At 58.1% G+C, this 15,239-nt stretch carries 13 protein-coding genes; 4 read left to right on the top strand and 9 right to left on the bottom strand.

Features of this window, described 5'->3' with window-relative positions:
* Nucleotides 1-72: 72 nt before the first annotated feature.
* A complete protein-coding gene (locus tag ACR0B3_RS20245; protein ID WP_480810618.1) occupies nt 73-1,431 on the top strand; it encodes a sensor histidine kinase in 1,359 nt (452 codons plus the stop codon).
* Here ACR0B3_RS20245 and ACR0B3_RS20240 read toward each other — a convergent pair.
* Nucleotides 1,428-2,150, bottom strand: a complete 723-nt coding sequence (locus ACR0B3_RS20240; protein ID WP_480810617.1) for a response regulator — start codon at nt 2,148-2,150, stop codon at nt 1,428-1,430. The two genes, ACR0B3_RS20245 and ACR0B3_RS20240, sit on opposite strands and share 4 nt — an antisense overlap.
* A gap of 398 nt (nt 2,151-2,548) precedes the next feature.
* Nucleotides 2,549-3,244, bottom strand: coding sequence for a Crp/Fnr family transcriptional regulator (locus ACR0B3_RS20235; protein ID WP_480810616.1), 696 nt, complete (start codon nt 3,242-3,244; stop codon nt 2,549-2,551).
* 189 nt (nt 3,245-3,433) lie between these two features.
* Here ACR0B3_RS20235 and hemA point away from each other — a divergent pair, with 189 nt between their 5' ends.
* Nucleotides 3,434-4,657, top strand: coding sequence for a 5-aminolevulinate synthase (gene hemA, locus ACR0B3_RS20230; protein WP_480810615.1), 1,224 nt, complete (start codon nt 3,434-3,436; stop codon nt 4,655-4,657).
* Between the two features lie 58 nt (nt 4,658-4,715).
* Here the strand turns inward: hemA and ACR0B3_RS20225 are convergent, their stop codons facing one another.
* The 7 genes from ACR0B3_RS20225 to ACR0B3_RS20195 all read right to left on the bottom strand — a co-directional run bounded on the left by ACR0B3_RS20225 (nt 4,716) and on the right by ACR0B3_RS20195 (nt 11,414).
* A complete protein-coding gene (locus tag ACR0B3_RS20225) occupies nt 4,716-5,003 on the bottom strand; it encodes a cytochrome C oxidase subunit IV family protein (protein ID WP_480810614.1) in 288 nt (95 codons plus the stop codon).
* A gap of 5 nt (nt 5,004-5,008) precedes the next feature.
* Complete coding sequence (locus ACR0B3_RS20220; RefSeq protein ID WP_480810613.1) at nt 5,009-5,557, bottom strand: cytochrome c oxidase subunit 3; 549 nt, start codon at nt 5,555-5,557, stop codon at nt 5,009-5,011.
* Complete coding sequence (locus ACR0B3_RS20215) at nt 5,554-7,476, bottom strand: nitric oxide reductase activation protein NorD (RefSeq protein WP_480810612.1); 1,923 nt, start codon at nt 7,474-7,476, stop codon at nt 5,554-5,556. Before ACR0B3_RS20215 ends, ACR0B3_RS20220 begins: the two co-directional genes overlap by 4 nt.
* Before the next feature lie 9 nt (nt 7,477-7,485).
* Nucleotides 7,486-8,295 (bottom strand): AAA family ATPase, encoded by an 810-nt coding sequence (locus ACR0B3_RS20210; protein WP_480810611.1) that lies wholly within the window; start codon nt 8,293-8,295, stop codon nt 7,486-7,488.
* 5 nt (nt 8,296-8,300) lie between these two features.
* Nucleotides 8,301-9,668 (bottom strand): cbb3-type cytochrome c oxidase subunit I, encoded by a 1,368-nt coding sequence (locus ACR0B3_RS20205; RefSeq protein WP_480810610.1) that lies wholly within the window; start codon nt 9,666-9,668, stop codon nt 8,301-8,303.
* 16 nt (nt 9,669-9,684) lie between these two features.
* Nucleotides 9,685-10,134, bottom strand: coding sequence for a c-type cytochrome (locus tag ACR0B3_RS20200; protein ID WP_010443109.1), 450 nt, complete (start codon nt 10,132-10,134; stop codon nt 9,685-9,687).
* A gap of 98 nt (nt 10,135-10,232) precedes the next feature.
* Nucleotides 10,233-11,414, bottom strand: a complete 1,182-nt coding sequence (locus tag ACR0B3_RS20195) for an NnrS family protein (protein ID WP_480810609.1) — start codon at nt 11,412-11,414, stop codon at nt 10,233-10,235.
* Nucleotides 11,415-11,647: 233 nt separating this feature from the next.
* On the opposite strand from ACR0B3_RS20195, the gene ACR0B3_RS20190 reads away from it, so the two are divergent.
* Together ACR0B3_RS20190 and ACR0B3_RS20185 are read left to right on the top strand one after the other, a co-directional pair.
* Entirely contained in the window at nt 11,648-13,324 is a 1,677-nt protein-coding gene (locus tag ACR0B3_RS20190; RefSeq protein ID WP_480810608.1) for a cytochrome D1 domain-containing protein, read from the top strand.
* Nucleotides 13,325-13,445: 121 nt separating this feature from the next.
* Complete coding sequence (locus ACR0B3_RS20185; RefSeq protein ID WP_480810607.1) at nt 13,446-15,230, top strand: NapC/NirT family cytochrome c; 1,785 nt, start codon at nt 13,446-13,448, stop codon at nt 15,228-15,230.
* The last annotated feature ends 9 nt before the right edge of the window (nt 15,231-15,239 follow it).

The following is a 15,239-nucleotide window of genomic DNA, read 5'->3' as shown; positions in this document are numbered from 1 at the left end:
CCAATCTAAGGGGATGCGACAGGGAACATAGGTGCGATGCGCTGGAATGATCTGACACTTCGAGCACAGATTATGAGTATCGTGCTCATCAGCTGGACGATTGTCGGCGTGTTCTCGGTTGTCACCGACGTGGTCCAGATCCGCAACTCGCGCGCGGAAGAGATCCAAAACCGGGGCGATGCCTTTCTTGCTCAGGTCGTTTCAACCCTGGCCCACATACCGCCTGACAGCCGTGCCGAAGCGGCGCTTGGTTTTTTCCCCGCAGAATGGAGTGTCAGGGTCGGCACGCAGGACGCAGCAACCACTCTGGATGATGGTCGCCAACGTCCGAACCTGGCGGACTGGCTAACGGCGCGGCTGAAACACCGGGGGATCGCGGTCGCAGAACTGTCCGTGGCGGACACGGTTGTTGACGCCAAACACGATCAAAGCGCGCTGCTACAACTGTTCAAAAGCCACTCGGGCGAACCCCTCGACCCAGAAAGCGTTGACGCGTTTCTAGTGAGCGTTTTCTCGGTCCGGCTCAAGGATGATGAAGAATGGCTGAACTGCTATTTACTCATGCGAAACAAAGATATCGCGCCTTTGGTCTTTGTAGGGTCCATCGACAGTCTGGTCGCTCTGACACTGCTTTGCGCCCTTGCGTTTCTTATTCAGAAAGTAATGCGCCCGTTGAGCGCGATGGCCGTCAATGCCGAACTGATAGGCCGGGGTGAAGAAGTTGGTCCGCTAATTGAAACAGGTGCTGCGGACATCCGTCAAACCATCATCGCGTTCAATCGCATGGAAGCCCGGATTGTTCTGGCACTTGAATACAAGACCACTTTGCTCCGCAGCCTTGGACATGATCTGAAAGGACCGATTGCCCGGATGAGTGACGCCATCGAGAAACTGGAACCAACAGCCCCGAAAGAGCAGCTTTTCAAGCGGTTGGATGCCCTCAGCGAAATTGTGAACTCTGTCACCGACCTTAATCGTGAAACGCACCACGATGGAGATCTTGCGCGAATAGATCTGCGCTCATTGATCGAGGCTCTGGTCGAAGAACAGGTCGATGCGGGCCGCGACGTGACCTACACGATCGAGCAATCTTCCATAGTGAACGGGCGTCACAATGCGCTCACCCGCGTGCTGCGAAATCTTCTGGAGAACGCGGTCAAATATGGCGGGCGTACAAATGTTACTCTGACCAGAGTTGATGACATGGCCGCAATTCACATCGATGATGAAGGGCCCGGCATCCCGGTCGAGCAGTTAGAGACCGCATTTGAGCCCTTTCAACGGCTTGGCGCCGAGGGACCCGGCAGTGGGCTGGGCTTGGCCATCGTTAGGACAATTGTTGTCGATCAGGGTGGTACGGTGTCATTGGAGAACCGCGCAGGCGGCGGCCTGAGGGCAAGTGTCTTTCTACCGATAGACAAGCATAATTAGCCGGGTCGGAAGATGTAACCTTGCCCCCAGACGGTGCGGATATGTTCAGGGTTGGCGGGGTCGCTCTCGATCTTGGACCGCAGGCGCTTGATCAGGGCGTCGACGCTGCGATCACCTGCGCCGCCATGTTGTCTTGTGCGCGCAACGGCCAAAAGATCTTCCCGTGTGCAAAGAACATCCGTGTTCTCGACAAAAAATCGCATCACTCGCGCCTCGCTTGAGGTCAGGGTGATCACGCGCCCATCATCATGTTTGAGGTGCCGCTCGTTCTCGACAAGCTCCCAAGGGCCAAACCGTGTCAGGCGTTTTTGACTTTTCTGACCCGTGTGGCGTCGTCTCATAAGTGCCCGGATACGTGCCAATAGCTCAAGATCATTGAAGGGTTTTATGATATAGTCGTCTGCGCCTAGCTCGAGCAGCGAAATGCGCTCTACATCGTCGTCGATAGAACTGATCATTATTATCCCAGCATCCAAACGCGAAGCAATCTCTCGGCACAGCACTTTTCCGGTTGTTCCCGGCATGACGAGATCCAGCAAAAACAGATCATAATCCTCGGTTTCTATCTTTTCTCGAGCAGCAGGAACATTTGGCGCGTGATCGATCTGGTAGCCCTTGTGTCGCAGGAAAACACAGACGTTTTCGGCAAATTCTAAATCGTCGTCACAGATTAGAATCCGTTCGTTGATTACGCTGGATCCGTCCGCGGCCTCATTCATTCCGTAATCTCCCCCGGAGAATTTTCCTGCCGTGATAACAGCATCGGGTATCGCACGGTGTCAACGACGCAGCCAACGAGCGTTGCAAGCCCCCAACACTTCTTATCTTGAGTTTCGGTATCGGTTTGGCCTGACACGCAACTTCCGAACCCGTATTAGTTCGTCATACTAATGCCAGTGCCGCATTGAGGGCCAGCACATGAGCGATCGGCAACTCACCAACCGTCGTTGGTCATTCTGAGCAGGTTGGCAACGATTGGTAAAGCTTAGTTGAACCGAACGAAGATCCGATAGGTTATGCACATGTCTCCAAGAATATCCGCGCCGAGCGGCAGTTTTCCGTCCCGTGTGCACACGTTCCGCAAGAAGTGATCATGTGGAAAATCAAAAACAGCGCTTCAACGTAAGTTTGCAGGCTCATCCTCTACGTATCTACGCAACGCGTTGATGTCCGAAATCTCAGCGTGGTCGCGGTTGATCCTTACTCCAACGGTTTTGAGCCGCGAAAAGGCCCGGCTGAGGCTTTCGGGTTTCATTCCCAAACGCCCGGCGATGAGCATTTTGTCATATGGCAGCGACACATCGCATCCGCCCCCTTCGCTTTCACAAAGGTTCAACAGAAACTCGGCCACACGCTGCGCTCCGGTTTGCGCCTTAAGCTGTTCCAGCTGTGCCACCAGTGAGTGTAAATGGGTGAAGGTCGACGCCAGAATCGAGATACCGATTTCAGGGTTCTCCTTCATCAACGATATCAGGATCGGGCTGGGGATATGCATGACTTCGCAGGTCGACACGGCTTCGGCTGATACTGGATAAGGCACGTTGCGCAGGGCGACGGCCTCGCCAAAACTGTCGCCGCGCTTGAAGACGCTCACAACTGCTTCGGCACCGTTTGGGGTCATGCGGAATAGTTTTACCCATCCGGCCAGAACCACGTGAACCGCCTTTGCGGTTTCTTCCTGCAAGAATATCGTTTCGCCGCGATCATACTGACGCCAGATCGCGTGACTCAGAAGCGTTTCGACATGCTGATCTGGCAAACTGCGCAGCAGCAGTGACTGACGCGCGATTGCTTTTTGTTCCTCATGAGACATCAGTTCTTTCCCCGATTCCTTTGCCGGAGCGGTTGAAACACGGCCCGTCGTTTCTGTCCTTAAGCTATGTCAAACTCACGCCTATCGCGTCCAGCCCACTGTTCCACTGCCACTTGACAATTGTCATTTAGTCGGCTGCGGCACCGCCCTATCCTCGGTCCAAAGCCAGTATTCCGGGGAGCCCATAACATGGACTACGAGCAATTCTTCACCCAGAGCCTTGAAGCCCTGCGAGACGAAGGCAATTATCGCGTTTTCATAGACTTGCAACGTCGGTGCGGATCTTTTCCCAATGCGCGTCAAACCGATGGAGCAGTGCAGCGAGACGTCCGGATCTGGTGTTCGAATGACTATCTGGGCATGGGTCAACACCCTTCGGTCGTCGGTGCAATGCATGACGCATTGGATCGTTGCGGCGCGGGGGCCGGGGGCACACGAAACATCTCTGGCACCACTCACGACCACGTGCTGCTTGAGGCCGAATTGGCCGATCTACACAGAAAAGAAGCGGCCCTTCTCTTTACTTCCGGGTATGTTTCGAATTGGGCAGCTCTTGGCACCCTCGCCGCGAAGATTCCGGGCCTGATCGTATTCTCTGACGCGCTGAACCATGCCTCGATGATTGAAGGCATCCGCCATTCCCGCGCGCAGAAGGTAATTTGGAAACATAACGATCTGGCAGACCTTGAGGCGAAACTGGCCGCAGCCGACCCCGATGCGCCCAAGATGATCGCCTTTGAATCCGTCTATTCGATGGACGGTGATATCGCCCCCATCAAAGAGATCTGCGATCTGGCCGACAAATACGGCGCGATGACCTATCTGGATGAGGTTCACGCCGTGGGCCTTTACGGCCCGCGCGGCGGTGGCATTGCCGAGCGTGAAGGTCTGATGGATCGCCTGACGGTGATCGAAGGCACGCTTGGCAAGGCGTTCGGTGTGGTGGGCGGATACATCGCTGCCTCGGCCGCGCTGTGCGATTTCGTACGCAGCTTTGCCAGCGGCTTCATTTTCACCACCGCCCTGCCGCCGTCGATTGCTGCTGGGGCTGCGGCTTCGATCCGGCATCTGAAACAATCAAATACTGAACGCGACCTGCAGAAAGCCCGTGTGGCGCAGGTTCGGGCCCGTTTGGATGCGGAAGGCATCCCTCATATCCCCAACCCCAGCCACATCATCCCGGTGATGGTGGGTGATCCGGTGAAGTGCAAGTTCATCTCGGACACGTTGCTCGAAGAGTTCGGCATCTATATCCAGCCGATCAACTATCCCACCGTGCCGAAAGGGACCGAGCGGCTGCGGATCACGCCGTCGCCCGTCCATACGGATGAGGATATCGACCAACTTGTCGGCGCGCTGTCTGCCCTCTGGCAACGCTGTAAGATCGCGCGGATGCCGATGGCCGCCCAGTGATTAAGAAGCGCCCCTTGCGTGACACTTCGCCGTCTCCTCGGAGGCGGCGTTTTTTTGGTCAGATCAGGTAGAGGACGAAGATGATGATGGCAAATCCTGTAGTCACCATGGTGAACCCCCGCAGCCAGGCCGGGCTGTTTGCGAGATCAAGATAACGAGCCAGGATGACGCGGCATTTCGCCAGTGCGAGGATCAGAATACCGCCGGCCAGGGCGGCAGGCGGGATGGGCAGCATAGTCAGCAGTGCAGATGCGACGCTGAGCATCAGAAGGGTTAGCCATGCGCGTGTGAGCGCATTCGGGAGTCTCCGGCGGGCGTATTTAGGAAAAGATGAAGCTGCGGGCATCCGTATTATCCCAGCAGGTAAATCACGGGGAAAAGCAGGATCCAGACCAGATCGACCATGTGCCAGAACTGCGCACCTGCCTCGATGTTGCGGGGGTCATCGCGCCAAGCGACCAGCAGCAGGATGCCGACGCCAGCCAGCACATGAGCGGCGTGAAAGCCGGTCAGCAGGTAGTAGAACAGGAAAAACGGGTGCGTCTCGTAGGTGATCCCTTGTGCAGCTTTGCCTGCGTATTCCACGCCCTTGATGATCAGAAACACGACGCCCAGCGCAGCGGCGGCGATCAGTGCCAGACGGACAGCGAGCCGACGCGCGATCTGCCGCCAATGCAGCGCTTGCGCCGCCAGATAGCCTGAGGTCACCAGCACCGCCGTATTGAGCGCCGCTCCGGTACGATAGAGATGCGATTGTGCTTCGGCGAACCCGGCCGGATCGGTCAGCCGAACGCCCATGAAGGCAATCAGGCCAGCGCCGAATACCAGCAGTTCCGAGATGATCAGAACCCACATCAACAACTCGCCCGGAAGCTCGTCGATCAAAGAGGCATCACTCATGCGCCGACCAGTTGGCGGTAGATCTGCGGCAGGGCCATGGTCAGGCGGTGCGGATCGGGGATGACGGCGAATCCGCCTTGGCCGAACATGCGCGGGAACCAGCTTTTACCGGTTTTGTCGATGGTAACGCCAAAGACCGATTGTCCGGCGCGGCGCGCCTCGCGGATGGCTTGGCGTGTGTCTTCGATACCGTGGCGGCCTTCGTAGTGGTCCAGATCGTTGGGTTTGCCATCGGTGATCACCAGCAGCAACCGGCGTTTGCGCGATTGACTGGCCAGATCAGCCGAGCAATGGCGGATCGCCGCACCCAGCCTTGTATAGTGGCCCGGACGCAGGGACGCGATGCGCTGTTCTACCAATCCGCCCATCGGCTCATCGAACCGTTTGCAGCGTTGCACGTAGACGCGTTGGCGTTTCAGCGAGCTGAAAGCGTGAATGGCAAAATCGTCACCGCAGGCGTTCAGACCCCAGGCCAGCGCGGCCAGTGCCTCGCGTTCGATGTCGATCACGGCACGGCCTGTCACGGCGCTTTCGGTGGAGCGGCTGACATCCAGTAGAATCGAAACGGCCAGATCGCGGGCTTCGGGACGGGATTGCATCCAGACGCGTTCATTGCCTTCACCGCTGGCGTGGCGGTCGGTTTCGGCCCGCACGGCGGCCTCGATATCCAGTTGATCGCCGTCCAGATGGCCGCGGGTCATGACGCGGCCCGGGCGCAGCGCCTCGAACTGGCGTTTTACGGCACGGATGCGGCGGGCGGTGGCCGGGTCTTTGCCGAATTCAGCCGAGTCTTCGCGGATATCGGCATCCGACAGTAAGACGTTGACGTGATCCGGCAGGTACTGCCCCGTGCGCACGTCCCATTCAGGATAGAGGATGCGGCCTGAAAGACGCTCGCGATTCACGTCCTCGGGCGCGAGGTCCAGATGCAGTTTCAGCTTGGTAGGCGGGGCTTTGGAGATCTGCCCCAAACCGATCTCTTCCTGATCGTCGGCGGCTTTCTTGGCGTTATCGGGATCGTCATCGTCGATGCGCCGATTGATGTTCAGGAACTCGGCCCAGCTGAGGATCGCCTCGAACTTGTGCAGGATGAAACTGTCACTGCGGTTGGCCTGATCCGATTTACGGCGGCGGGCGCGGTGGGTTTTCTCTCCGGATTCCTCGGGCTCACCTTCGGTTTCGGGGTTTTCGACCTCGTTATGTTCGGAAAATCCGACGGCGCGCAGTTCGGGCCACAGCGGAACAGGGCGGAAATGCTGATATCCACGTGAGGCGGTCAGATCATCATCCAAGGTTAGAAGCTGCTCGGCCCGCTCTGACAGGGGTGCGGGATCGCCCAACATGTAACGGACCAATTCCTCGACCGCTGCCTCCACAGGAGGCAGGCCGGGGATGTCGCGGTGATGCAGCACACCCTTGCAAAGCTCGGTGTAGAGTGGGCGCAGGCCAGGGGCGTCGTCCAAAGTAGCCTCGACCATGCTCTGCGCGGCGATCAACGCGCGCAGGTCAGCGCGCAGAGGGTCATCTTCATCAATCCGGGTTCCGGCATGGGCGGCAGCAGAGGCCAGCCAGACAAAAAGCGCACCATTGGCTTCGCGCGCGGGGAAAACGGCCAGCCGGTCCGGCAGGCGCAGAACTTCGCCATCGAAAGAGGCGCGCGGCATCAACTCGGCCTCGGATGCCAGCTTGCGGCGCCAGCTTAGACGGTGACGTGAAATCTCGGGTGAGACCGGGCGCAATTCAACGCCCGGGCTACCCCCAAGCCCTCGGAAGAGGACGGCCAGCCGCCCTGCGACCTCAGAGAGGTCGACCGCGGCTCCATCATGCACCTCAGGTGCATCAAGGCGGCTGGCAAGGGTGTGCCACAGTTTCCCGATCGTTTCTTCGGGTTCCCATGGCTCAAAATCGATCCTGACCATCGGCCGGCCTCACCCAAAGACAGCCGTGACAAGATCGAGGAGCCCGCGTTTGATGTCCTCGTCATCAGTCAGAGGTTCAATCATAGCGGCAAGGATGGCGCGGTCGGTGGACATGCCCTGTGCGATCAACGTCGCGGCATAGACAACCAGACGGGTGGAAACGCCTTCCTCAAGGTCCTGACCCTTGAGCCCACGCAGCTTGTTCGCCAACCGGATCAGGGGCTTGCAGCGTTCCAGCGCCAGCCCGCTTTCCTGCGCGACGACTTCGGCTTCCATCTCGGGCGATGGGAAGTCGAACTCCAGCGAGATAAACCGCTGCCGGGTCGAGGGTTTCAGGGTTTTCAGGATATTCTGATATCCAGGGTTATATGAGGCCACCAGCATAAAGCCGGGCGCGGCCTCAAGCTCTTCGCCGGTGCGATCGATCGGCAGGATGCGCCGGTCGTCGGTCAGCGGGTGCAGCACAACGGTGACGTCCTTGCGGGCCTCGACCACCTCATCCAGATAGCAGATCGCGCCTTCGCGCACCGCGCGGGTCAGGGGGCCATCAACCCAGACGGTTTCTCCACCCTTCAACAGGTAGCGGCCGATCAGATCGGAAGCGGCAAGGTCATCGTGGCAGGCCACGGTATAAAGCGGGCGGCCAAGTTTTGCGGCCATGTGGGCCACAAAGCGAGTCTTGCCGCAGCCTGTCGGGCCTTTCAGCAGAACCGGCAGGTCGTTGTTGTAGGCGGCGGTGAACACATCACATTCATCACCTTGGGCGAGGTAGAAGGGGGCGTTTGCCGCCCCCTCATTCAGTTTCATGGAGCCGTCCATATCCATCACTCCGCAGGGGCTTCAGCTGCGCCAGGTTCAATGACCTCTTTCCGGGGAACCCAGATCGAGTAGATGAACAGCAGCGCGCCAAGGACCACGACCACACCTGAGCCAAGACGCATCCAGTAGAAGACGGCGATCTGGTCCTGGACGTCCATGAAGTAATCGCCGACCACACGTTGCATGTGCGTCTGTACGGTTCCGCCGAAGGTCAGGACGAAGGTCATGAACACCATGCCGCTGGTCATCAGCCAGAACGAGCCCATGTTCAGAACCTGATTATAGGGATCACGGTTCTTGAGGATCGGCATCGCATAGCTGAAGATCGCCAGGTTGAGGCAGACATAGGCACCATAGAAGGCCAGGTGACCGTGCGCTGCGGTGATCTGCGTGCCGTGGGTATAGTAGTTCACCCCATGCAGTGTGTGCAGGAAGCCCCAGACACCGGCACCGAAGAAGGCCAATGTGGCACAACCCAGCGACCACAACAGCGCGGCCTTGTTGGGGTGGTCACGGCGGCCCTTCCAGACCATGACGAACGCAAAGGCCATCATTGCGAAGAACGGGATCACCTCGAGGCTCGAGAAGATCGACCCGATCCACTGCCAATACCCGGGGGTACCGATCCAGTAATAGTGGTGACCTGTACCGAGGATGCCCGAGAACAGGGCAGCGGCAACGATGACATATAGCCATTTCTCAACGATCTCACGGTCAACGCCGGTCAGCTTGAGCATCAGGTAGGCCAGGATCGAGGCCATGATCAGCTCCCACACACCTTCAACCCACAGGTGGACGACATACCACCAGTACTGTTTGTCGAGCGAAAGGTTGCCCGGGTTGTAGAAGGCAAACAGGAACAGCAGCGCCAGACCCCACAGGCCCAACAACAGGATGTTGGTAATGGCAGTCTTCTTGCCCTTCAGAACGGTCATCGACACATTGTAAAGGAAGATCAACGCGGCCACGACAATACCCATCTTGACCCATTTGGGTTGCTCAAGGAACTCGCGCCCCTCTTTTCCCAGCAGCCAGTTGCCTTCAAACAGATTGAAGACATAGGTCACGACCACGCCCAGCGTGCCGACCACAAGAATGATCAGCTGCAGATAAGCCAGCTTGGGTGAATGGATTTCACGTTCCGCCTCTTCCGGGATCAGGAAGTAGGCCGCTCCAAAGAAGCCAAGGATCAGCCAGACGATCAGAGAGTTGGTGTGCAGCATCCGCACGATGTTGAACGGCAGAAGTTCACTCAGGAAGTTCGGGAATACATAGATGAAACCGGCCAGAAGGCCGCCGATCACCTGTATCGCGAACAACGCCATAGCTACAGCAAAGTAGGCATAGGCTATTTTTTGGGATTCGTATTTCATTGCTCCGTTCCCTTTCTCAGCCTGCCTCGTTGGGCGGCCAGCCCTGAGCGTCGATATTGTCGGTCCAGATCAGGAAGTTCGCCAGATCACGGATCTCTTCGTCGCTGAGGTTGAAATTGGGCATCTGTCGACGACCGGGAATGCCGGTCGGTTGTGCTTCCATCCAGCCTTTGAGGGCTTCAAAGGCTGATTCCGGGTCGTCCAACACACCCCAACGGGTCATCACATTCGCGACTTCCGGCGCATAGTAGGCACCTTCACCCATGATAGTATGACAGTTGATGCAGGCGTGTTTTTCCCAGACATGCTTGCCCCGGACCACACTTTCATCAAGCTTTGCCGAATTCTCGGAGTTGACGATATACAAGTGCGAATGGGCCGACAGGGCCAGAAAGATGAGGATGAAGAACAGTGACCCGCCATAGAATATGTTGCGAGCCATGCTCTTTGTCATGACTTCTCGCATTGCGCTCTCCTTTGCGCAGATTAGCTAGTGTGCTCAGCATGGCGGTTGGGGCGCGTTAGCTCCTTAACGAAAGTCAAGACTATGGAAATGAAGTCAGATCAGCCCGATTTCGCAGTCTTCGGGCCTGTCAACGCGGGCCACATCGAAATCAGGTACAGAGCGAAGGCCGCGACCCATAGGCCGTCCGACAACAGCATGGCAACCAGGTATCCGGCGTTCAGCTCAGCCCCGATCCAGCGAGACAACGCAGCCGCAGCCATAAACCCATAGGCCACAACCATCGGCAAGGGCGCGACCAATGCGCGACCGCTATGTCCAAGCGCCGCGCGGCTCATGACTGCAAGCGTCATGCCGCCAACGCAGCCGATACCCAGAATGTGCAGGGCAGCAACTTCGTTCCCAATTCCCAGCACCGCCAGTCCCCAAAGGATCAGGCCCAGCGCCAACATGGCAAGGCCCAGATGCAGTGCCAGCAAAATCGGTTGCCGAGCCGCCCAGATCGCGCGCCAGCGCGCCATGCGCAAGATCTGCACCACGCCCAATACCAGAGCCAACCTACCCGCCACCGATCCGGCACCCAAGGTCAAGGCACTGAGTGGCAAAAGCAAAGCCAAGACCATACCGGCCTTGTCGAAAATCGGGGATGAGACCGGCCAAAGCGCCTCGGGCACCTCGGCGCGTTTCATGGCGTTTCGGGTAAAGGCCGGTGTAATACGTCCGCCCAATATGGCGATCATCGCGCACAGAGTCAGAAGCCCTGCCCTCAGCCCGGTTTGACTAGTGTCATTGCTGACCCCCATCCAGCCCAGATGAGTGATCAGATTGGCAATCCAGATGAGACTCAGTAAAGCCAAAAAGACCATGTTCTGCGGCTTCGGGCGTTTGATCAGCTGCGTCAGCATCTTGGCCGCCAGAACCGGGACAAAAGCCAGATCGAGTACGGCGACTATCGCCGGAGGAAGAGCGCCTGAAAACCACATCGCCAGCCGACCAGCCAGCCAAAGCCCGGCAACGATGGCGATGAACTTCGCACGGGCCTCGGGCGCACCGGTCCAGTTGGGAACGGCGGTCAGGAAGAAACCACCCAGCGCAGCCGTGGCATAGCCAAAGATCATCTCATGCGCGTGCCACATCGGCGGGGTCATGCCGTATTCCGGTGCCAGGTAGGGCACTGTCAGCCACAAGCCCCAGACCAGCCCGACAAACATGCCGTAGAGGCCCGCAGACAGAAAGAAAACACGAAACCCTTCGCCAAGAACGCGGGTGATCATTGCGGGCATAGCTGCTCTCCTTGACGGTTTTCCCAGCCCTAGCATTCAGCCCGCACGCGTAACTTAACCAAAATCAAAACCGCAAAAACATGCATCCATAACCCAAATTTTCCTGAGGTTTTTTTGGCTCTTTTTTCCAATCCGCCAACAGATTTGCACCCGCAGCGTTGACTTTCGTCAAGGAGTATCCACGCGCGATGTCTCACCCTTGAACCTGCCTCACCAGCAAATGGAGAGTGATCATGTCACTTGGAATCAGCTACAACAAAACTGGCCGCGCCTTGCGCGTCGGTTTGGCGATGCTGCTGGGCAGCGTCGCTGCACCAGTCTTTGCCGAAGAGCCAACCCTGAGCAAGGAAGCCTTTGAATCATCAAAACAGCTTTACTTTGAACGCTGCGCCGGTTGTCACGGCGTATTGCGCAAGGGCGCGACCGGCAAAAGCCTTGAACCTTTGGTCGAAACAAAGAACGCCGACGGCACCGTCACCGAATCCGGCACTCTGAAACTGGGGCAGGAACGGCTTGAGAAGATCATCGCCTGGGGCACGGAAGGCGGGATGAACAACTTCTCGGATGTGATGTCCGAGGACGAAATCCGCGATATGGCGACCTACATCCAGATGGAGCCACCCAAACCGCCCGAGATGTCGCTTGAGCAGATGATGGCGACCCGCAAGGTTTATGTCGAACCCGAAGACTACCCAACCGAGCCGCTGCATGGCCGTAACTGGGAAAACTTCTTTGTGGTCATCGAACGTGACGTGGGCAAGGTGGCCGTGATCGACGGCGACACCAAAGAAGTGCTTGCGCACATTCCGACCGGATATGCGGTACACGTTCTGAAAGCGTCCGAGCACCACAAACTGGAAGAGCCGGAAAACCCGGGTCGCTTCTGGTACACCATGGGCCGCGACGGCAAGATGACCAAGATCGACCTGTGGCAGAACCCCGAGAACATGCTCGTGGCTGAGGTCACCATTGGTTATGACGCCCGCGACGTGGCCGTTTCTGGTGATGGCAAATACGTGATCGGTGGGGCCTATTGGCCGCCGCATTTCGCCATCGTTGATGCCGAAACCATGGAGCCGAAAAAGGTCGTCTCGACCCGCGGCTACAACGTGGACGGGGATTATGTGGAAGAGGCGCGCGTGGCGGCCATCTACACCACCCCTAACGAGCCCACATGGATCGTGGCCGTCAAGGAACTCGGTCAACTTTGGCAGGTGGATTACTCCGATCTGGACAACCTGCGGATCGACAAGATCGACAGCGCCAAGTTCCTGCATGACGGGTTCTTTGATCCGTCGGGCCGGTACTTCCAGATCGCTGCAAACGCGTCGAACAAGATGGTCGTGGTCGATACTGAAACCCACAAGCTGGAAGCTCTGATCGACACAGCGCCGCTGCCGCACCCTGGCCCGGGCGCCAACTGGGATGACCCGAATTGTGGTCCTGTTGCCGGCACAACCCACCTGGGCGAAGGCACGGTTACCGTCTGGGGCAACGACCCCGAAAGTCGCCCGGACGACGCCTGGAAGGTCTGCTACGAGGTTGAAACTGACGGACCCGGTCTGTTTATCCGGACACACCCGGAATCGGATTACATCTGGGCTGACCAGACCAAGCACCCTGAGCCTGAGATCCAGCAATCGGTGCAGGTCATCGACAAGGCCACCGGTGAGATCGTGAAAACGATCCAGATCACTGAAGAGGAAGGCAATGTCGCCGTTCACTTCGAGTTCAACCAGGACGGCTCCGAAGTTTGGGTTTCCAAGTGGAACCGCTCGACCTCGAAGGAGCCAAACGGTGAGATCGTGATCTTCGACGCCAAGACGCTGGAAGAGATCGGCCGCGTGAAGGGCCTGTTTGCCCCGACCGGTAAGTTCAACGTCTACAACCGGTCGAACCACGTCACCTGACGGGGTTAGCACCCAGAACCGGAAAGGGCGGGCCCCTCGCCCGCCCTTTCTTCGTTTGACCCATCCGCCAAACTCACCGGCCACATCAGGCCAGATAAGACAGCCAAAACGGAGCCCGGATATGACCTCGGAACCGGAAAAGAAAAAACCGATCTGGCGCCGGTATTTCCTGTGGGGAATGCCCGTGGCCGGTATTGCTGCAGCCTTTGCTGCCGGCATCATCTTCTGGGGCGGGTTCAACACCGCCATGGAAGCGACCAACACCAAGGAATTCTGCGTCTCGTGCCACGAAATGCGAGATTTCGTTTACGAGGAATACACCGGCACAATCCACGACGTGAATCGTTCGGGTGTGGGTGCGGTCTGTTCTGACTGCCACGTGCCCAAGGACTGGACGCATAAGATCATCCGCAAGATCAAAGCCTCGAAAGAGCTGTATGGCAAGGTGGTCGGCACCATCAATACCCGCGAGAAATTCGAGGCAAAGCGCGTGCATCTGGCCATGAACGAGTGGGAGCGAATGAAATCCACCGACTCGCGCGAATGCCGTAACTGCCACGATTTCGAGTCGATGATGCCCGAGTTCCAGAAACCCCGTGCGCGTCAGCAGCACCTGAATGCGATGACCGTCGGTCAGACTTGTATCGATTGCCACAAGGGGATTGCACACTCGGACGCCCGTGATCGGGCCGATGCAGAGTATCTGGAAGAACTGGAGGCCCCGAACCCTGCGTTCATTCGCGAGATTCCGGCCGAATACCTGGCAAGCCTCGAACGCATCGAAGCCAAGGAAGCAGCCGAAGCCGAAGCCGAGAAAGCCGCGCGTGTGGCGCAACAAGAAGCTGTGCAAGCTCAGATCGCGGCAGCGGTTGATGCCGCTGTCGCGGAAGAACGCGCCAACGCTTCTGGCCAGGAAACTACAGCCCCCGCAGGTGGCGGCAGCGATGTCGGTACGAATATCGATTGGGCGGCAGTCCCAAGCGCGGATATGAAACTATTCTATCCCGGTCAGGCCTCGTTTGAGTGGGTTCAGAACGGTAGATCCCACGGCGGCGCGCGCCCGCTGACCAAGGGCGGCGACAAGTGCACGACCTGCCACGCAGCCGAGCTGGATGCGATCGGCAACAAGATCGTGGCCGGTGGCGATCTGGAACCCTCTCCGATCCCCGGCAAGCGCGGCGTAATCGATGCGACCGTACAAGCGGCTCATGATGATCAGAACCTCTACATCCGTCTGCAATGGCCGGATGCGGGTCACAACCCAGCCCCGTTTGTGGATAGTGGCAAGATGGACCCGGACAACCAGATCAAGGTGGCCATGATGATCACTGGCACCGGGATTGAGCTGGGCGATCAGGTCGGCTGCTGGGCCTCATGCCACGCAGACAACAGCTATATGCCGTTTGACCCGGGTGCTGAGGCGATTGCCGCGAATGGAGATATCTCAGGTCGTCTGGCCGCGCAGGACACAGTGACCAAATACATCAGCGAAAGCCGTACTGAGGTCGAAATCAAAGGCCGTCGTGGCAAAGCGCTGGGTGGTTGGGACAAGCTGCAAGCCGCTGATCAGATCGAGCAGTATCTGGCCGATGGCACCTATCTGGACCTGATGCGTGTCTATGCAGATGGCAGCGCCACCAACGGCTATCTGCTGGAACAGCGCGTGGTCAATGACGGCGAAATCGCCGCCTCGTCCAGCCTTGATGCAGGCATGTGGACCGTGGTCTTCTCTCGCCCGCTGAACTCTGGCGCGCCCGGCGATGTCCCACTGGAGACCGGTCAGACCTACACGGTCGGCTTTGCCATCCACGATGACTTTGCCGCAGCACGTTTCCACCACGTAACGCTGGATACCAGCCTGGCGCTGGACGACGACAGCGCCTTCATCAACGTGGTCAAACAATAAAGGACAGGG

It is taken from the genome of Ruegeria sp. CE9, from assembly GCF_056537425.1.
The sequence above is the reverse complement of the archived record's forward strand: the minus strand, read 5'-3'. Positions and strand labels throughout refer to the sequence as shown.